We start from the raw sequence: 18307 nt of genomic DNA on the forward strand, positions 1-18307 counted from the left end.
GAGAACATCTTTTTTACACTTTGTTATTCAGTATCAGCTGACCATTGCTGTCGAGAGGGATCTGCGTACCAGGATCTTTATCCATGCGGATTTTGCCCTGCTGATCGCCAATTTTGTAGGTTACGTCGTAGCCCAACATTTTTTCAGACTTGTCATACACGGTTTTACAGCGCTGCTGCGTTGTGGTGTAGGTATCATTTTCCTGCATCGCGCCCTGCACCTGGTTACCGGCATAACCGCCACCCAGCGCACCAACTACCGTCGCGACATCCTTACCACGGCCACCACCAAACTGATGACCAATCACCCCACCAGCAACCGCGCCCAGTACGGAGCCAGCGATACGGTTTTCATCCTGAACCGGACGACGATGGGTGACAGAAACATTACGGCACTCCTGACGAGGCGTCTTGACCGTCTCTTTGATCGGTGTAGCGGAAACAACCTGCGCATACTGCGGGCCACGATCAAGTACGTTCAGACTGGCAACGGCAGCCACACCTAACGCAGCTGCGACGCCAATCCCTATACCCGCCAACATTGATTTATTCACGGGACTTCCTCCTTTGTTGCAATTGGTAGCAATTTTGCAGCGCAATAAACGCTTCGCCAATAAGATAAAGGATCAAAAAACCGGGGGATGAGCTGGGATAGCGTCTGTTTAAGAGAACTCTTAAGCGTCAGGAGCGAAATGCACAGCATGATGTGCTAAGAATTCCCTCCGGAGAGCCCGGAGGGAGGGAGAAATTAATGCAGCTTCAGGCGTGGGCGGATAACGCGGTTGATGCGGCCGACCAGCATCATCAGGCCGGTTTTGAAGTAGCCGTGCAGCGCAATCTGGTGCATACGGTACAGAGAAATGTACACGAAGCGGGCGATGCGCCCTTCCACCATCATGGAGCCGCGCATCAGGTTGCCCATCAGGCTGCCCACGGTGGAAAAGTTTGAGAGCGACACCAGAGAGCCGTGGTCTTTGTAGACATAGGCTTTCATCGGTTTGCCTTTCATCTGCGCCAGGATGTTATGCAGCACGAGGCTTGCCATCTGGTGCGCGGCCTGGGCGCGAGGAGGCACAAACCCGCCTTCCGGACGCGCGCAGGAGGCACAGTCGCCGATAGCGAAGATGTCCGGATCGCGCGTGGTTTGCAGCGTCGGCTCTGTCACCAGCTGGTTAATGCGGTTTGTCTCCAGCCCACCGATATCTTTCATGAAATCAGGCGCTTTGATCCCCGCAGCCCAGACCATCAGGTCGGCCTGGATGTATTCGCCGTCTTTGGTATGCAGTCCGCCCTCATCCGCGCTGGTCACCATGGTCTGGGTCAGCACGCGCACGCCCAGTTTAGTCAGCTCGTTGTGCGCCGCGCCGGAAATACGCGGCGGCAGCGCAGGCAGAATACGTTCACCTGCTTCCACCAGCGTCACATTCAGCGCTTCATTAGTCAGCCCTTTGTAGCCATAGCTGTGCAGCTGTTTGACCGCATTGTGCAACTCCGCCGATAATTCAACGCCCGTTGCGCCGCCGCCCACGATAGCAATGTTAACCTTGCCGTTAGCACCCATGTTGTTGGTGTACTTCAGGAACAGGTTAAGCATCTCCTGATGGAAACGACGCGCCTGATGCGGGTTATCCAGGAAGATACAGTGCTCTTTTACGCCTGGGGTGTTGAAATCATTGGACGTACTGCCCAGGGCCATCACCAGCGTGTCATAGGCCAGCTTGCGCTCAGGAACCAGCAGCTCGCCTTTATCATCACGCAGCTCGGCCAGCGTGATGGTTTTATTTTCACGGTTGATGTCCACCACCGAACCCAGCTGGAACTGGAAGTGGTGGTTACGCGCATGTGCCAGATAGCTGAGCGCATCCACGCCCTCATCCAGCGACCCGGTCGCCACTTCGTGCAGTAACGGCTTCCACAGATGGCTGTGGTTACGATCCACCAGCGTGATTTTGGCTTTCTTACCGCGACCCAGTTTCTTACCCAGCTGCGTCGCCAGCTCCAGTCCGCCAGCACCACCGCCGACAATCACTATCTTTTTCAATGGCGTAGTCAACGTGACCCCCTCAAATTATTAACCAATTGTTAATTAAAAGTTATATAAATAACCCTTAATTAACAACAGGTTACTGCGCTGAAACCATTCATATTCATTGAGAATAGCACGTCAGGCGCATTGGTCATACCAAAATTGATATGTATCAAGTTTTGATGGTTTAAAAGTAGACAACTCTGACAAAAAAGAGGCCCGGCACGCTTTCACGTACCGGGCCTTTGTCAGGTTCAGGGAGTTCAGCCCAGCGTTTTAAAGGCCTTAATACGCTGCAAATGCGGGGAAATATTTTTGAACTTGTGGGTCTGCTCTTCGTCCCAGACAATTTCGTAGTAATGATGCAGAAGTTCGGCAGCGCGGGAGCTGTCCAGCGCTTCATCGTTGCGGGAGAGGATCGCCAGACACCGGTCGCGGTTCTTTTCGCGGAAATTGCTCACGCATTTTGTTGCGATATCGGCGTACTCTTCCGGACGGTCAATCTTGCCTTCCATGTTTTCGTTTGGAAACAGGTTAGGATTAAAAATGACCTGACGGATATCGCACAAAAAACCGATGCGCTCTGCCCAGTATCCCCCCAACCCCACGCCGCAGATCAGCGGACGATCGTCGATATTGAGCTGCAACATTTTGTCCACTTCTTTAAGCAGATGCTGCATGTCATGTTTCGGATGACGCGTGCTGTAACTGATCAGCCGGACATCCGGATCGATAAACTGCAATTGCAGCACTTTCTCATGATTACCAGGACTGTTTGAGTCAAAACCGTGTAAATAAATGATCATCGTCTCACCACGCTACGCCTTCCGGGATGAATTAAAGGGCTGCTTTATGTGCCTGCCAGCGCTCGTTCAGGGCTTCAAGCCGGGCGTTTACCGATTTCCAGCGCGCCGAGTCCATCAGCTCCTGACGACTAAATGAACCTTTATGATACAATTGTGTAACACGTTCAGCATTGATCGGCGACAGGTTATCCAGCACGCTCACCGCCCCTTTACGATTATTGCAGACGAGGATCATATCGCAACCTGCATCCAGCGAAGCCTGCCCACGTTCGGCATAGCTTCCCATGATCGCCGCCCCTTCCATGGATAAATCGTCAGAGAAAATAACGCCATTGAAGCCCAACTCCTGACGCAGCACGGTTTTAAGCCAGTGCGGAGAGCCGCTGGCCGGACGCGGATCAACGTCACTGTAGATGACGTGCGCAGGCATAATAGCGTCCAGCTTGTTATCGGTAATCAGCGAGCGGAAAACAGACATATCTTTAGCGCGAATGTCTGCTTCCGGGCGCGGATCGCGCGGGGTTTCTTTATGGGAATCCGCCGTCACCGCCCCGTGGCCCGGGAAATGCTTGCCGGTGGTTTTCATGCCCGCATCGTGCATACCGTCAATGAAGCGCGTCGCCATTGCCAGCGCGATACGTGGATCGTCATGATACGAACGCTCACCTATTGCCGCACTAATGTGTCCTACGTCCAGCACCGGGGCGAAGCTGATATCGATATCCATGGCGATCATCTCGCTCGCCATCAGCCAGCCTGCGTCCTGCGCCAGTTGACCGCCCTCTTCAGCACCCAGCAGCGCAGCAAAAGATTGTGCGGCGGGTAAACGCGTAAACCCTTCGCGGAAACGCTGCACGCGTCCACCTTCCTGGTCGACGGCCACCACCAGGCGATTGCGTGACGCCGCGCGGATCTGGCGAACCAGCTCGCGCAACTGCGCCGGATCGTGATAATTGCGGGTGAAAAGAATCAGCCCCCCTACCAGCGGGTGCGCCAGAATTTCGCGCTCTTCCGCATCCAGCTCAAACCCTTCAACATCCAACATTACTGGACCCACACCAACCTCTCTTATCCTTTCGTTTGTAACTGACGCCAGGCATCATTTGCCAGCGCAATAAATTGTTCGTCATCTGTCTGCTGAAGGCGCATTTCAAACCATCCCGCCATCAGCATCAGCACCCACGGACGCCAGCGCGCGACCTGCCGCGCAAGGGTGAGTACATTTATGTTGGCGTTTCGGGCATAGGCGGTTATCAGCTGCACGCGCGAAGCCTCATCAGGCATCCAGACCGCAGCGAGTTCAAGCGCCACGTCACCGTCCCCTGCATATTCCCAGTCGATAAGTTTCTCGCCCGCCGTGGTATGAACGATATTCCCCGCATGGACATCCATATGCAGCGGCGCCAGACGTAACGCCTTCGGCTCTCCCGCTTTACGCAGCCGCTTAAGCTGCGCCAGCCATAAGGGCGTGCGTCGTCCAGGCGCAGCCTGCTGCCAATAGCTATCCAGTAATGGAAGTAACGTCACCCGCCAGCCCAGACGCGGCTGTCGATGCAGATGATACAGCATGGCTGCCAGCGTGGGCGTATCGGGAAGCTCGCTTTTGATCTCACCCGCAATAAACGCCACCGCCATCCAGTCCCTGATAAAGAGATGAGGTTTCGGGGCAAGGTCGGCGGGAAGGCGCTTCAGGGCGCGGAACTGGCGACGAAAATGGGCGGCAGGCGCGGCGGCATCGTGATGCTGGCGTAATACCAGCCGATGGTCGCCACGCTCAATAATGCAACTCGCGCCGCCAAGCCCGACGGGGGCTTGCGGCGCGATAACACGGTACTGGGGGAAATAACGCGTCTGGACATCCTGACGCGTGCGCTTATTGTTGCGTAACGGCACCTTTACCTGACCAGATAATTTCGCCGGTTTGAACCAGCATTAACTGCATCTGCAACGACGGCGTGTTCACGTTGCCTGTCGCGTTAGAATAAAGGACATACTGCGCACCAACGTTGCGGGCGATACCAATCGCTTTACTGCGCGAACCCAGGCTGTCCTGAGGCGACAGACCAAGCTGTTGCTTGGCGACCGCGAGCTGCTGGGCTGAGACCAGCGTAAATTTACCGTTGTTTGCCAGCGCGTTGCGCAGGGTTTCCGTCGCTTCTCCCGCATTCAGGGAACCGTTTGTACGGTTGTTCACGCTGTCCACCAGCAGCACACTGCCAGGCGTAACGCCCTGTGCCTGCAACATTTTGCCCACCATCGGCTGCATCGCGCCGTTCCAGTCATAGTGCCGCACTCGCGGCGCAGGCTGCGCGGTATCGTCCGGATGTTCGATCGGGCCAGGCTGCGCCGGAATAGTCGGTACAGACGGCACGGTTGGAACAGGTTGCGCCGGTGTTGTTGGCTGTTCCGTTCCCGGCTTCGCCTGATCCACCGGTGCAGGTTCTTCCGTTCGCGTCACACAGCCTGCCAGAAAGAGTGCGAACGCACTCAGGAGCGCATAACGGCTCATTGTTTTAATCAAGGTTCACTCCTTACAAATAAAGATAAAGTCTCACCTTATGTGCACCCAGATAGCTGGCGCTGCCGTAGAGCGTGACCGACGATCTTGCCGGGACCGTCACGCTACGCGGCGCCTCAAGCGGGTGCATCTCAAGACCTCTCACGTCATACCAGTAGAAGCGATAATGCACCGTCACTGGCTCTTGCCTTTCGTTATAGAGCGTAGAGGAGGCAGAAGACTGGATTTCGCTTATGGTCAACGAAGGATTTTCCGCCGTGATGCCCGCAGCAAGCACTGAGGACTCCATCACCAGCGTCTGTTCTTCACTGACCGGGATGGCGGGACGCGCGCTGCACCCAACCATAACCAGCGTCACGATCAGCGCTGCAATACGCCCAGTTAACATATTAAAGACCTTTATGTGCCAGCATCGGTCCCAGTGGACGTCCACCCAGAAGATGCATATGAATATGATAGACTTCCTGGCCGCCATGGCGATTACAGTTCATGATCAAACGGTATCCATCTTCAGCAATCCCTTCCTGCTCAGCAATTTTCGCGGCCACCGTAAGCATACGGCCCAGCGCAACTTCATGCTCGGTTTTAACGTCATTGACGGTCGGAATCAGAATATTGGGAATAATAAGGATGTGCGTCGGCGCCTGGGGAGAAATGTCGCGGAAAGCCGTGACCAGTTCATCCTGATAGACAATATCCGACGGAATTTCCCGGCGGATAATTTTACTGAAAATCGTTTCTTCAGCCATGACCTTTTCCTTTTATGTTTAATCTGGCGTCGTGCGTCCGTTGTTAACACACATTGTCTGTTTTACTGTGTGACACAACACAAGAGTATGAGCGAGTTTCTCCTGTCCTTTCAACCTTCTCCCGTGATTTCTTTCCTGATTATCGCCCATCTGGCTGAAGAGGCATCGCTTTAGGACATTTCTTTTCTGAAACCTGATTTCAGTTCATCCCGAAACATCTGTTTACAGCGTTAATCACAATGCGTATATTTCGCATTTGCATTTTCATGCGCATTTTTAACATAGAAAACGACGTCAGCCCGTGCTAGCGGGACTGTCGCGCACTACCTTCACCATTCACTAAGGGTTTGATGATGTCTTTCATTAATCACACCAGGGATGGGCAACGTCAGCCTGCCGCAACACCTTCGTTGTTGGCCGCCTGCATTGCTATGGCATTGACGCCAACCACCGCTTTCGCTGCTTCAACAGCCGAAGATACCGTCGTCGTTGATGGGGGTTTTGATAACACACAGGATCTTTCTGCCAGCCAGGATCAGGATTACAGCGTAAAAACCACCACCACCGGCACCAAACTGTTGCTGGTTCCCCGCGACATCCCACAGTCCGTCAGCGTTATCAGTCAGCAACGTATGGCTGACCAGAATCTGCAATCCATCGGCCAGGTGCTGACGAACACCACGGGCATTACGGCGCAGGTGCAGGACAGCGACCGTACCGTATTTTACTCACGCGGATTTTTCGTCAGCAACTACGCCTATGACGACCTTCCAACGTCCATCAGTGAAGTGTGGAACTTTGGTGATACCGCCGCCGATACCGCAATTTATGACCGCATTGAAGTGGTCCGCGGCGCCACAGGCCTGATGTCCGGGACGGGCAACCCGGCGGCGTACGTTAATATGGTACGCAAGCATGCGGACAGCCAGGAATTTAAAGGCAACGTCTCCGCCAGCTATGGCAGCTGGGACAAGCAGCGTTACGTGCTGGATCTCCAGGCGCCGCTGGTGGAATCAGGTAAGGTACGGGGTCGTCTGATCACGGGTTATCAGGACAACGACAGCTTCGTGGATAACTACCACTACCGGAAGAAATTCCTCTACGGCGTGATGGATGCAGATGTTACCGACAGCACGACCCTCTCGGTAGGGTATGAGTATCAGGAAAGCCATACCGCCGACCCAACCTGGGGTGGGCTGCCGACCTGGTACAGCGACGGAAGTAAGACCAACTACAATCGCAGCCAGACCGTCGCGCCTGACTGGGCCTATTCAGATAAAGACAGCACCCGCATCTTCGCTAACCTGACCCAGCGTTTCGATAATGGCTGGGAAGCGCACATCAACGGCATGCATGCTGAAACCAACTTTGACTCTAAGCTGATGTATATGTCCGGTTATCCGGATAAAGAGACCGGCGCTGGCCTGGTGGGTTACGGCGGCTGGAACCGCGGGGAACGTAAACAGGATGCGGTCGATGCCTTCCTGCGCGGCGGCTTCGATCTCTTTGGCCGTCAGCACGAGATGATGTTCGGCGGCAGCTTTAGCCGTCAGCGTAACCATTACGACAACACCATGCCGGATGCAGTATACGGCATGGTTGATGTCGGCAACTTTAAGAACTGGAACGGGAACATTGCCGATCCGCAGTGGACGCCGTGGAAACTCTACAGCAAGGATGATATTCGCCAGTCTTCAGCCTATTCCTCTGCGCGTTTCTCACTCGCCGATCCGTTGCATCTGATCCTGGGGGCGCGTTACACCCAATACAACATACGCTATAACCCCGCTGGTTCGCCGAATACCCGTCTGGAAAGCACCAAAGATGATGTCACGCCGTATGCCGGCCTGGTGTATGACATCAATGAGGACTGGTCGACCTACGTCAGCTATACCTCTATCTTCCAGCCGCAGGATAAGCGCAATGCCAGTGGACGTTATCTCGACCCTACCACGGGTAAAAGCTACGAAGCCGGGGTGAAGGCAGACTGGTTTAATACCCGCCTCACCACCTCGTTGGCGATTTTCCGCATTGAGCAGGATAACGTGGCCAGCAACACGTATACCTACATGCCGAGCGGTGAGTCGATTTATGAATCGCTGGACGGGGTGGTCAGTAAAGGGGTCGAGTTTGAGCTCAACGGTGCACTGACCGATAACTGGCAGCTGACCTTTGGCGCGACGCGTTACATTGCAGAAGATAAGAATGGCAACGCCGTCAGCTCCGATCAGCCGCGCACAACCATGAAGCTGTTCACCCGTTATCAACTGCCAATGCTGCCGGAACTGACCGTGGGCGGTGGCGTAAACTGGCAGAACAAAGTGTGGACGGACGTGGAAGGCGGTCCGGCAGGACGTTCCCGCGCGGAGCAAGGCAGCTATGGGCTGGTGAACCTGTTCAGTCGCTATCAGGTCACCAAAGACTTTGCTGTTCAGGCTAACGTCAACAACCTGTTCGACAAAGAGTATTACGACTACGTCGGATCGTATGTAGTGTATGGCGCGCCACTGAACGTTTCGGTGAGCGCGAGCTACGACTTCTGAGTATTAAGCCCGGTGGCGCTGCGCTTACCGGGCCTACCCATCACGTAGGCCGGGTTAGGCGCAGCCGCCACCCGGCACCACAAACCGCAATAATAAAAAAGGCAGCCAATCGGCTGCCTTAGTCTCCCCAGATCACAGCTTAGTTGTTGCGGATGTACTCATCCATTTCGGTTTTCAGGTTATCGGATTTCGTTCCGAAGATTGCCTGAACACCAGAACCTGCAACAACGACGCCTGCTGCGCCCAGTTTTTTCAGACCCGGCTGGTCGACTTTCGCAACGTCGGCAACGCTCACACGCAGACGAGTGATACACGCGTCCAGGTTAGTGATGTTCTCTTTACCGCCGAAAGCAGCAACCAGAGCAGGTGCCATTTCGCTGGTCACACCGGCTTTGCTGTCTTCCGTTGCATCTTCACGACCCGGCGTTTTCAGGTCCAGTGCTTTGATCAGCACGCGGAAGACGGTGTAGTACACCACTGCGTAGCCCGCACCCACGATTGGGAACAGCCACAGCTTGCTGCTGTTACCGGACAGAACGATGAAGTCGATCAGGCCGTGAGAGAAGGACGTACCGTCACGCATACCCAGCAGGATACAGATTGGGAATGCCAGACCTGCCAGTACCGCGTGGATGATGTACAGGATCGGCGCAACGAACATGAAGGAGAACTCGATCGGCTCGGTGATACCGGTCAGGAACGAGGTCAGCGCTGCGGAGATCATGATACCGCCCACTTTTGCACGGTTCTCTGGTTTAGCAGAGTGCCAGATAGCAATTGCAGCTGCCGGCAGACCGTACATTTTGAACAGGAAGCCACCAGACAGTTTACCTGCCGTTGGGTCGCCCGCCATGTAGCGTGGGATGTCGCCGTGGAACACCTGACCTGCTGCGTTGGTGTATTCACCAATCTGCATCTGGAATGGAACGTTCCAGATGTGGTGCAGACCAAATGGTACCAGGCAGCGCTCAATGAAGCCGTAGATACCGAACGCCACAACCGGGTTCTGGTAAGCTGCCCACTGAGAGAAGGTCTGGATTGCCGTACCGATTGGTGGCCAGATGAAGGACAGGACCACACCGGTGAAAATCGCGGCCAGACCAGAAATGATCGGCACAAAACGTTTACCCGCGAAGAAGCCCAGATACTCAGGCAGCTTGATGCGATAGAAGCGGTTAAACATATACGCTGCAATCGCACCGGAGATGATACCACCGAGAACACCGGTGTCCGCCAGGTGCTTAGCGGCAATCTCTTCAGCAGGTAAATGCAGTACCAGCGGCGCAACCACAGCCATGGTTTTCACCATGATGCCGTAAGCAACAACGGACGCCAGAGCGGAAACACCGTCGTTATTGGTGAAGCCCAGAGCAACACCGATAGCGAAGATCAGCGGCATGTTAGCAAAAACAGAACCGCCTGCTTCGGCCATCACGTGGGAAACTACGGCTGGCAGCCAGCTGAAGTTTGCAGAACCGACACCCAGCAGGATACCTGCGATAGGCAGTACGGATACTGGCAGCATCAGCGATTTACCGACCTTTTGCAGGTTAGCAAATGCATTCTTAAACATAATTGAGAGTGCTCCTGAGTATTTGTGCTTTTTTTTACGTTTTCACGCATTGGCCCGGGGGGAGTACCGCGCCGTGGACAGGACATCTAAGCGCCCTTTATTTATTACACAGAGTAAAATAATTCCCTCTGAGTTTGTTTGACGGCTATCACGTTTCAGTTCAAGACGGCCAAAAAACTTGCAGATATTTACATAAAGCATGTCTGGATGTGTCTAAAAACGCCATCACCGCCCCGAATGAGGCGGTGAACTTTACTCGCTTTACTTATTAATTACGAGCCTAAAAATAACAGGTGTATCAGACAGATTGCAGGCGGGCGGGGTCAATATGGAACAGGCTGGCGAAGTTTTCCGTTGTCACGCGAGCCAGTTCTTCAATACTGACACCTTTCAGAACGGCCATATACTCAGCGACATCCCGGGTCATCGCTGGCTGGTTCTCTTTGCCACGATGAGGCACCGGCGCCAGGTACGGGGAATCGGTTTCCACCAGAATACGATCCAGCGGAACATAGCGCGCCGCATCACGCAGTTGCTCAGCATTACGGAACGTGACAATCCCCGAGAACGAGATATAAAAGCCCAAATCAAGCAGCTTACCCGCCGTTTCTCTGTCTTCTGTGAAACAGTGTAGTACGCCACCGCAATCCGTCACCTTTTCTTCCCGCAGGATACCCAGCGTGTCGGCGCGCGCATCTCGGGTGTGAACGATAACCGGCTTATTCAGTTCCCGGCCAATGCGGATGTGGTTACGGAAGGATTCCTGCTGGCGAGGTTTCGTTTCCGGAGTGTAGAAATAGTCCAGGCCGGTCTCGCCCATCGCCACTACGCCCTCTTCTGCGGCAAGACGGCGTAAATCCTCAACGTCGTACGCTTCATCCTGATTCAGCGGATGCACGCCGCAGGAGAAGACGACATTATCGCGCTCGCCTACCAGTTCACGCATGGAGCGGTAACCCGGCAACGTGGTTGCCACGGCCAGGCAAAATTTCACATCGCGCGCGGCGGCTTTCGCCAGCACGTCGTCCACATTTTTATGCAGGGATTGATAATCCAGGCCATCGAGATGGCAGTGTGAGTCGACTAAAAACATAATGTCTCTCTCAGAGGTGGGAAACCGGCGGTATGACGCCCGGTTGCAGGTAGTGTTCAATACGCAGTAACTGGTCGGTCAGTAAAAGCTCGCGATTGAGACCGGTTACCGTCAAAAGTTGTTCACGACTCTGGCAGATATCATGAAGGATAGCGTGCAGCGACTGCCCTGACAGGCGATTCGCCAGCGTGGTGACCAGCGCCCACTCGTCAGGGTTAGTCAGAAGCGTAGCCCCCTGCTGAATTTTGAGCGCATCCAGCAGCAGCGCGGCCAGCCAGTGCAGCCGTTCCGGAGCCTGATCGCTGTTCAGCGCTGGCAGCACGCTCAGCCAGTCATGGATGTCGAGGGCTGATTCAACCGCACGACACAGCGTTTCACGCTGGGACCACACCTCGGGCTGTAATAAGGCCAGCGCAGCCGCAGGCGCACCGCTGCACAGGCGCAACGCTGAGAGCGCCGCGTCTTGTGACACCGTCACTTCCCGCTCAAGCCAGGCGAGTGCCCAGGATTCCTGAGGGACAGCAAGGTGGTGAAGACGGCAGCGACTGCGCAGCGTCGCCAGCAAGCGTTCCGGCTCGCGGCAGGAGAGGAAAAACCAGGTGTTTTCTGGCGGCTCTTCCAGGGTTTTTAACAGCGCGTTGGCTGCGGCTTCCGTGAGCAGCGCGGCATCTTTCAGCCACACCACTTTCGCCCCCCCCAGACGCGCATATTCGTACAGTTTCTCACTGACCTCACGCACCGCGTCGATACCGAGCGTATTTTTGCCCTTCTCAGGTTCGAGGGTGTAATAGTCAGGATGCGTGCCCGCCTGCATGAGCTGGCAACCCCGACACTTACCACAGCTTTTATGTCCTTCCGGCTGTTGGCACATCAGAAAGCGGGTTATGGCATAAATCAACGCATCATCACCCATTCCCGGCAGCGCCTGGATCAGTAACGCATGATGCCCCCGACCAACCTGATAGCTGCCGATCAGCTGTTCAAAGTGTGGGCGCAACCATGGATACCATTTCATGCCTGCTGCTCCTGTAGCCACTGCGTAACGGTCTGCTGAATATCACATGTAACGTCTTCAAGGGATTGCGTCGCATCGATGGTACGAATGGTCTTGTCCTGCCCGGCCAGTTCCAGATAACGCGCACGGGTGCGGTTAAAGAAATCAAAAGACTCCTGTTCAATGCGGTCCAGTTCGCCGCGGGCACGGGCGCGCTTCAGGCCCACCTCAGGGGTCACGTCCAGATACAGCGTCAGGTCAGGACGGAAATCGCCCAGAACCGCGTCGCGAAGCGTAGCCAGCATGGCCTGATCGATACCCCGGCCACCGCCCTGATACGCCTGGGTTGAGAGATCGTGGCGATCGCCAATCACCCATTTGCCTTCTGCCAGAGCGGGTTTGATCACCGTCTCCACCAGCTGAACGCGCGCCGCATAGAACATCAGCACTTCCGCTTTGTCGGTAATAACTTCATCGCCAACGGATTTGATATCCAGAACCAGGCTGCGCAGTTTTTCCGCCAGCTGCGTACCGCCCGGCTCGCGGGTGAAGACCATGTCGGCGACGCCAAGCGATTTCAGTGTATCCACCACCACGTTACGGGCGGTGGTTTTGCCCGCCCCTTCGAGTCCCTCAATGACAATGTATTTACTGCGCATTTTTTTCCTTAAGTGCCTTCAGATAGTCCTGAACGGAGCGATTGTGGCTGGCCAGGTTGGTATTGAACGTATGCCCCCCTTTTCCGTCAGCCACAAAATAGAGATACGGCGTTTTGGCCGGGTGCGCGGCGGCCTTCAACGATGCTTCACTCGGCGTCGCAATCGGTCCAGGCGGCAGGCCGCTAATCACGTAAGTATTATACGCCGTTGGCGTTTCCAGATCTTTTCTGGAAATCCTGCCGTTGTAGTTTTCGCCCATGCCGTAGATGACGGTAGGATCAGTTTGCAAACGCATGCCGATGCGCAGACGGTTAATAAACACCGAGGCAACCTGGTCACGTTCGGCAGCAACGGCCGTCTCTTTCTCGATGATCGAGGCCATCGTCATGAACTGGTTTTGATCTTGATAAGGCAGGCCCTCTGCTCGCCCTTTCCACGCAGCGTCTACCGCCGCGACCATTTTGTTGTGCGCGCGCTTCAGAATTGCCACATCCGTCGTGCCTGCCGTATACATCCACGTATCGGGCCAGAACCAGCCTTCCACCCACTCGGGATGTTCGAATTTTAAGGCGTCTGCCACGGTCTGGTAGCGGTCATCTTTCAGCGTATGCTTGATGTACGGCGCGTCACGCAGTTGCCTGAGATAATCGCTCAGACGCATACCTTCCACAAAACGCAATGGGAACTGGGCTTCTTTACCACTCTCCAGCAGTTGCAGCATCTCGCGCACGGTCATGCCAGGGGTGAAACGATAGGTACCGGCCTTGAAATGGGACAGGTCCGGCTGAATACGCAGCAGCCACTGGAATACGCGTGGGCGATTGATAATTTTGTCGTCATACAGCTGCTGACCAAGCGCCTGCCGCCCGGTCCCCGCTTTCAGGGTAAAAATCGTCTCGTCTTTAATCAGGATCTGACTTTCAGCCAGCTGACGGACTTTCCACACTCCCGCTCCGCCAGCGATTCCGAACGCAACGATAAGAAGGAGGACAAAGCGTAACATTTTCTTCATGACTACCTGGTTTGCTCACATAACGGGGCCAGAAACTGGAACAGCTCGCGGGATGACCAGCACTTGCGGTCATAAGCGCGAACGGGGACAACGGGCATCAGCGCATTGCAGATAACAACTTCTTCGGCAGCCAGCAGCGCCTCTTCCTTAGCGTTAACTTCGACAACGCGAAAGCCTGCGCGTGCCAGCTGTTGCAAACAAAACTGCCGCATAATGCCGTTGACTCCGGCCTGCTCCAGCGAAGGCGTGAATACGTCACTGCCCTTCCGCCAGAGTAAATTAGCCGCACAGCATTCCGTAATGTACCCTTCGCTGTCAAGAACCAGCGCCTCCCCGGCCTCCGTCTGCTCAAGATGAGTACGAATAAGCACCTGTTCAAGACGGTTAAGATGTTTTATGCCAGCGAGCATCGGGTTTCGCCCCAGACGTACCGGGCTAAGCGCCAGGACTACGCCCTCTTCACGCCAGTGCGCGTAATGGGAAGGATAATCTGAAACGGAAAGGATCCGCGCAGGATGCTGGCAGGCAGAACCGCTATAGCCCCGACCACCGCTGCCGCGGCTGATAATGACTTTCAGGACGCCGCTTGCTTTCTCTGACGCCAGCCGACGCATTTCACTTTCAAGAATGTCCCACTGCGAGAAGGGGATCAGTAATGCTTCGCAGGCTTTTTGTAAACGAAGGATATGGGCCCCGAGCAGGCACACGCCACCGTCGAGAATACGCGCGGTCGTGAAACAGCCATCGCCAAACTGGGTCGCCCTGTCGCTTGCCGGCAGCATTTCTTGCTCAAGGCCATTAATTAAAAACATAGTGGCTCCTTATGCATGGAGGCTCAGTCTGGCAGGATGTGGTTAGCCGGACAAGGGGATATCACCTAATAAAAAAGGCCCGGCAAGCGGACCTTTATTATCGTCAGCGACTAACCAGACTCAGACCTTTTTGAAGATCAGAGAACCGTTAGTCCCACCGAAGCCGAAGGAGTTACACAGGGTGTACTCCATACCGCTAACCTGGCGCGCTTCGTGGGGAACGAAGTCCAGATCGCAACCTTCATCTGGATTATCCAGGTTGATGGTTGGCGGTACAGCCTGATCGCGCAGCGCGAGAATAGAGTAGATTGATTCTACTGCACCCGCCGCACCCAGGAGGTGACCGGTCATGGATTTCGTGGAGCTCACCAGTACACGGCTGGCAGATTCGCCGAAGATAGACTTAACCGCCTGCGCTTCTGCTTTATCGCCCGCAGGGGTAGATGTCCCGTGCGCGTTAACGTAGCCAATCTGTGCCGGCGTAATGCCCGCATCACGGATGGCGTTTTCCATCGCCAGCGCAGCACCTGCGCCGTTCTCTGGAGGAGACGTCATGTGGTAAGCATCGCTGCTCATGCCAAAGCCAACAACTTCAGCATAAATTTTCGCGCCACGTTTTTTCGCGTGTTCGTACTCTTCCAGTACGATCATGCCTGCACCGTCACCCAGCACGAAACCATCACGGTCTTTATCCCACGGACGGCTCGCCGCCTGAGGATTATCGTTTCGGGTAGAGAGCGCACGCGCTGCACCGAAGCCACCGACGCCCAGCGGGGTACTGGCTTTTTCAGCACCGCCCGCAACCATAGCATCTGCATCGCCGTACGCGATGATACGCGCGGCCTGGCCGATGTTATGCACGCCAGACGTACAGGCTGTCGCGATTGAGATGCTTGGGCCACGCAGGCCGAACATAATGGTCAGGTGACCTGCCACCATGTTTACAATCGTAGACGGAACGAAGAACGGGCTGATTTTACGCGGGCCGCCATTCACCAGAGATGTATGGTTTTCCTCGATCAGACCAAGACCGCCAATCCCGGAGCCGATAGCAGCGCCGATACGGGTAGCGTTCTCTTCCGTAATCTCAAGGCCAGAATCCTGCATGGCCTGAACGCCAGCGACAATTCCATATTGAATGAAGGCATCCATCTTGCGCTGTTCTTTGCGCGAGATGATCTCTTCACAGTTAAAATCCTTTACTAAGCCAGCAAATTTCGTTGCATAGGCGCTAGTATCGAAATGGTCGATTAGGCTGATGCCGCTCTGACCGGCAAGGAGAGCTTTCCAGGTGGACTCTACGGTATTGCCGACAGGAGACAACATGCCAAGTCCGGTCACAACTACACGACGCTTAGACACGTTTGTCCTCCAGGGAGGGATAAAAAAAGAGATTCGTGGGACTACAAAAGATAAAACTCAGGCGGTCGAATGACCGCCTGGAGATGTTCACTTACGCCTGGTGACCGTTGATGTAATCAATGGCAGCCTGAACGGTGGTGATTTTCTCAGCTTCTTCGTCCGGAATCTCAGTATCAAACTCTTCTTCCAGAGCCATTACCAGCTCAACGGTGTCAAGAGAATCTGCGCCCAGGTCTTCAACAAAGGAAGCGGAGTTCACAACTTCTTCCTGCTTAACGCCCAGCTGTTCGCCGATAATTTTCTTAACGCGTTCTTCGATAGTGCTCATACTCTTAAATTTCCTATCAAAACTCGCTTTCGCGATGGTTTTCGTAGTGTATAAAATGTTGAAAAATTTGCAACTAAATCCCGGCAGGTCTTACCACGATTTTACGTTATTTTGAGGCCATTTGCCCAAATAACGCAAATATTTTCGATCGTGATTAAACCATGTACATCCCGCCGTTGACGTGGAGGGTTTCACCAGTGATGTAACCCGCTTCGTCAGAGGCTAAAAATGCAACCGCGCTGGCGATTTCTTTAGGGTCGCCAAGACGACCCGCTGGAACTGCCGCCAGCGTACCCGCACGCTGATCATCGGTCAGCGCACGCGTCATGTCCGTTTCAATAAAGCCCGGAGCAACAACGTTTACAGTAATTCCGCGGGACGCGACTTCGCGCGCCAGCGACTTACTGAAACCGATCAGACCTGCTTTCGCCGCAGCGTAGTTAGCCTGACCAGCATTTCCCATGGTACCAACCACAGAACCTACAGTGATAATACGTCCATGACGCTTTTTCATCATAGCGCGCATTACCGCTTTTGACAGACGGAATACCGATGACAGGTTGGTTTCGATAATATCGTTCCACTCATCATCTTTCATTCGCATCAACAGGTTGTCGCGAGTGATCCCGGCATTATTGACCAGAATATCCACTTCGCCAAACTCTGCGCGAATATTTTCCAGAACAGATTCGATAGATGCTGGTTCAGTCACATTCAGTACCAGACCTTTACCGTTCGCACCCAGATACTCGCTGATGGCCTGTGCGCCATTCTCGCTGGTCGCAGTCCCGATCACCGTCGCGCCGCGCGCAACCAGTGTTTCAGCAATAGCACGCCCGATACCGCGGCTTGCGCCGGTCACCAGGGCAATTTTTCCTTCAAAACTCATGGTATTCCTCTTTTATTGCGAGAGTGCCGCTTTCATTGCTTCCGGCTCGTTAATCGCCGAGGCAGTCAGGGTGTCTACAATACGTTTTGTCAGACCGGTAAGTACCTTACCTGGACCGACTTCATACAGATGTTCAACGCCCTGAGACGCCATAAATTCAACGGTTTTGGTCCACTGAACTGGGCTGTAGAGCTGGCGAACCAGCGCGTTACGGATAGCCTCCGGCGCGGTTTCGCACTTCACATCGACGTTATTCACAACGGAAATCGTCGGTGCGTTAAAGGTCATTTTTTCCAGCTCAACCGCCAGCTTATCGGCAGCGGGCTTCATCAGCGCACAGTGAGACGGCACGCTCACCGGCAGCGGCAGTGCACGTTTTGCACCCGCAGCTTTACAGGCAGCGCCTGCACGCTCAACCGCTTCTTTATGACCCGCGATAACTACCTGGCCTGGCGAGTTAAAGTTTACCGGAGAAACGACCTGACCTTCAGCAGATTCTTCACAGGCTTTAGCAATAGAAGCATCATCCAGACCGATGATGGCAGACATGCCGCCCGTGCCTTCTGGCACCGCTTCCTGCATAAACTTACCACGCAATTCAACCAGACGGACCGCGTCAGCGAAGGCAATCACCCCTGCGCAGACCAGCGCAGAGTATTCACCCAGGCTATGACCCGCCATCAGCGCCGGCGTTTTGCCGCCCTGCTGCTGCCATACGCGCCACAATGCGACGGAGGCTGCCAGCAGTGCCGGTTGAGTCTGCCAGGTTTTGTTCAGCTCTTCAGCTGGGCCCTGTTGGGTCAGCGCCCACAGATCATAACCCAGCGCGTCAGAAGCTTCACGGAAAGTCTCTTCAATAACCGGATAGTTTGCTGCCATTTCAGACAACATCCCAACAGTTTGTGAGCCCTGTCCCGGGAACACAAAAGCAAATTGCGTCATTT

The 18307-nt window shown here is 54.6% G+C and carries 19 protein-coding genes; 1 reads left to right on the plus strand and 18 read right to left on the minus strand.

Annotated features, from left to right (window positions below):
- Window positions 1-13 precede the first annotated feature (13 nt).
- From ACOT1A_RS16215 to hinT, 8 genes are all read right to left on the minus strand, one after another.
- The gene (locus ACOT1A_RS16215; protein WP_017384715.1) at window positions 14-553 is read right to left on the minus strand and encodes a glycine zipper 2TM domain-containing protein; all 540 of its coding nucleotides are present in this window, start codon (window positions 551-553) and stop codon (window positions 14-16) included.
- A gap of 194 nt (window positions 554-747) precedes the next feature.
- On the minus strand, window positions 748-2052 hold the full coding sequence (locus ACOT1A_RS16220; protein WP_017693633.1) for an NAD(P)/FAD-dependent oxidoreductase: 1305 nt from the start codon (window positions 2050-2052) through the stop codon (window positions 748-750).
- Between the two features lie 236 nt (window positions 2053-2288).
- The gene (gene ycfP, locus ACOT1A_RS16225; protein ID WP_022647750.1) at window positions 2289-2831 is read right to left on the minus strand and encodes an alpha/beta hydrolase YcfP; all 543 of its coding nucleotides are present in this window, start codon (window positions 2829-2831) and stop codon (window positions 2289-2291) included.
- Between the two features lie 31 nt (window positions 2832-2862).
- A complete protein-coding gene (gene nagZ, locus ACOT1A_RS16230) occupies window positions 2863-3888 on the minus strand; it encodes a beta-N-acetylhexosaminidase (protein WP_063146102.1) in 1026 nt (341 codons plus the stop codon).
- 11 nt (window positions 3889-3899) lie between these two features.
- Window positions 3900-4724, minus strand: a complete 825-nt coding sequence (gene thiK / locus ACOT1A_RS16235; protein WP_276170107.1) for a thiamine kinase — start codon at window positions 4722-4724, stop codon at window positions 3900-3902.
- Window positions 4705-5349 carry a penicillin-binding protein activator LpoB gene (lpoB, locus tag ACOT1A_RS16240; protein ID WP_085929697.1) on the minus strand — a complete coding sequence of 215 codons (645 nt, stop codon included), beginning with the start codon at window positions 5347-5349 and terminating at the stop codon, window positions 4705-4707. Before lpoB ends, thiK begins: the two co-directional genes overlap by 20 nt.
- Before the next feature lie 13 nt (window positions 5350-5362).
- On the minus strand, window positions 5363-5737 hold the full coding sequence (locus ACOT1A_RS16245) for a YcfL family protein (RefSeq protein WP_022647747.1): 375 nt from the start codon (window positions 5735-5737) through the stop codon (window positions 5363-5365).
- Window position 5738: 1 nt separating this feature from the next.
- Window positions 5739-6098 carry a purine nucleoside phosphoramidase gene (hinT, locus tag ACOT1A_RS16250; protein WP_006809243.1) on the minus strand — a complete coding sequence of 120 codons (360 nt, stop codon included), beginning with the start codon at window positions 6096-6098 and terminating at the stop codon, window positions 5739-5741.
- A 353-nt stretch (window positions 6099-6451) separates the two neighbouring features.
- Here hinT and fhuE point away from each other — a divergent pair, with 353 nt between their 5' ends.
- The gene (gene fhuE / locus ACOT1A_RS16255; protein WP_032622149.1) at window positions 6452-8641 is read left to right on the plus strand and encodes a ferric-rhodotorulic acid/ferric-coprogen receptor FhuE; all 2190 of its coding nucleotides are present in this window, start codon (window positions 6452-6454) and stop codon (window positions 8639-8641) included.
- 139 nt (window positions 8642-8780) lie between these two features.
- Here the strand turns inward: fhuE and ptsG are convergent, their stop codons facing one another.
- The 10 genes from ptsG to fabD form a co-directional block, all read right to left on the minus strand.
- The gene (gene ptsG / locus ACOT1A_RS16260; protein ID WP_006809245.1) at window positions 8781-10214 is read right to left on the minus strand and encodes a PTS glucose transporter subunit IIBC; all 1434 of its coding nucleotides are present in this window, start codon (window positions 10212-10214) and stop codon (window positions 8781-8783) included.
- Window positions 10215-10512: 298 nt separating this feature from the next.
- Window positions 10513-11307 (minus strand): metal-dependent hydrolase, encoded by a 795-nt coding sequence (locus tag ACOT1A_RS16265; RefSeq protein ID WP_023299800.1) that lies wholly within the window; start codon window positions 11305-11307, stop codon window positions 10513-10515.
- 10 nt (window positions 11308-11317) lie between these two features.
- The gene (gene holB, locus ACOT1A_RS16270; protein WP_271075102.1) at window positions 11318-12322 is read right to left on the minus strand and encodes a DNA polymerase III subunit delta'; all 1005 of its coding nucleotides are present in this window, start codon (window positions 12320-12322) and stop codon (window positions 11318-11320) included.
- Window positions 12319-12960: a dTMP kinase gene (gene tmk / locus ACOT1A_RS16275; RefSeq protein WP_022647743.1), complete on the minus strand. Its 642-nt coding sequence runs from the start codon at window positions 12958-12960 to the stop codon at window positions 12319-12321. The genes holB and tmk overlap by 4 nt, the downstream gene beginning before the upstream one ends.
- Window positions 12950-13972, minus strand: a complete 1023-nt coding sequence (gene yceG, locus ACOT1A_RS16280) for a cell division protein YceG (RefSeq protein ID WP_038415832.1) — start codon at window positions 13970-13972, stop codon at window positions 12950-12952. The genes tmk and yceG overlap by 11 nt, the downstream gene beginning before the upstream one ends.
- A gap of 2 nt (window positions 13973-13974) precedes the next feature.
- Window positions 13975-14784 (minus strand): aminodeoxychorismate lyase, encoded by an 810-nt coding sequence (pabC, locus tag ACOT1A_RS16285; RefSeq protein WP_023299796.1) that lies wholly within the window; start codon window positions 14782-14784, stop codon window positions 13975-13977.
- Window positions 14785-14904: 120 nt separating this feature from the next.
- Window positions 14905-16146: a beta-ketoacyl-ACP synthase II gene (gene fabF / locus ACOT1A_RS16290; protein ID WP_022647740.1), complete on the minus strand. Its 1242-nt coding sequence runs from the start codon at window positions 16144-16146 to the stop codon at window positions 14905-14907.
- 91 nt (window positions 16147-16237) lie between these two features.
- Window positions 16238-16474 (minus strand): acyl carrier protein, encoded by a 237-nt coding sequence (gene acpP / locus ACOT1A_RS16295; RefSeq protein WP_003857954.1) that lies wholly within the window; start codon window positions 16472-16474, stop codon window positions 16238-16240.
- A 154-nt stretch (window positions 16475-16628) separates the two neighbouring features.
- Window positions 16629-17363, minus strand: coding sequence for a 3-oxoacyl-ACP reductase FabG (gene fabG / locus ACOT1A_RS16300; protein ID WP_022647739.1), 735 nt, complete (start codon window positions 17361-17363; stop codon window positions 16629-16631).
- A 12-nt stretch (window positions 17364-17375) separates the two neighbouring features.
- The gene (gene fabD / locus ACOT1A_RS16305; RefSeq protein ID WP_022647738.1) at window positions 17376-18305 is read right to left on the minus strand and encodes an ACP S-malonyltransferase; all 930 of its coding nucleotides are present in this window, start codon (window positions 18303-18305) and stop codon (window positions 17376-17378) included.
- Window positions 18306-18307: the final 2 nt, after the last annotated feature.

This window comes from Enterobacter cloacae complex sp. SYL003 (assembly GCF_049236925.1).
Lineage (GTDB): Bacteria > Pseudomonadota > Gammaproteobacteria > Enterobacterales > Enterobacteriaceae > Enterobacter > Enterobacter intestinihominis.

Excerpts from the sequence above, each read along its gene's own strand:
- tmk (WP_022647743.1), bottom strand. The coding sequence starts at position 12,960 with ATGCGCAGTAAATACATTGTCATTGAGGGACTCGAAGGGGCGGGCAAA.
- hinT (WP_006809243.1), bottom strand. The coding sequence starts at position 6,098 with ATGGCTGAAGAAACGATTTTCAGTAAAATTATCCGCCGGGAAATTCCG.
- pabC (WP_023299796.1), bottom strand. The coding sequence starts at position 14,784 with ATGTTTTTAATTAATGGCCTTGAGCAAGAAATGCTGCCGGCAAGCGAC.
- fabG (WP_022647739.1), bottom strand. The coding sequence starts at position 17,363 with ATGAGTTTTGAAGGAAAAATTGCCCTGGTGACCGGCGCAAGCCGCGGT.
- ptsG (WP_006809245.1), bottom strand. The coding sequence starts at position 10,214 with ATGTTTAAGAATGCATTTGCTAACCTGCAAAAGGTCGGTAAATCGCTG.
- yceG (WP_038415832.1), bottom strand. The coding sequence starts at position 13,972 with ATGAAGAAAATGTTACGCTTTGTCCTCCTTCTTATCGTTGCGTTCGGA.
- fabD (WP_022647738.1), bottom strand. The coding sequence starts at position 18,305 with ATGACGCAATTTGCTTTTGTGTTCCCGGGACAGGGCTCACAAACTGTT.
- fhuE (WP_032622149.1), top strand. The coding sequence starts at position 6,452 with ATGTCTTTCATTAATCACACCAGGGATGGGCAACGTCAGCCTGCCGCA.
- acpP (WP_003857954.1), bottom strand. The coding sequence starts at position 16,474 with ATGAGCACTATCGAAGAACGCGTTAAGAAAATTATCGGCGAACAGCTG.
- ycfP (WP_022647750.1), bottom strand. The coding sequence starts at position 2,831 with ATGATCATTTATTTACACGGTTTTGACTCAAACAGTCCTGGTAATCAT.
- ACOT1A_RS16265 (WP_023299800.1), bottom strand. The coding sequence starts at position 11,307 with ATGTTTTTAGTCGACTCACACTGCCATCTCGATGGCCTGGATTATCAA.
- ACOT1A_RS16245 (WP_022647747.1), bottom strand. The coding sequence starts at position 5,737 with ATGTTAACTGGGCGTATTGCAGCGCTGATCGTGACGCTGGTTATGGTT.
- holB (WP_271075102.1), bottom strand. The coding sequence starts at position 12,322 with ATGAAATGGTATCCATGGTTGCGCCCACACTTTGAACAGCTGATCGGC.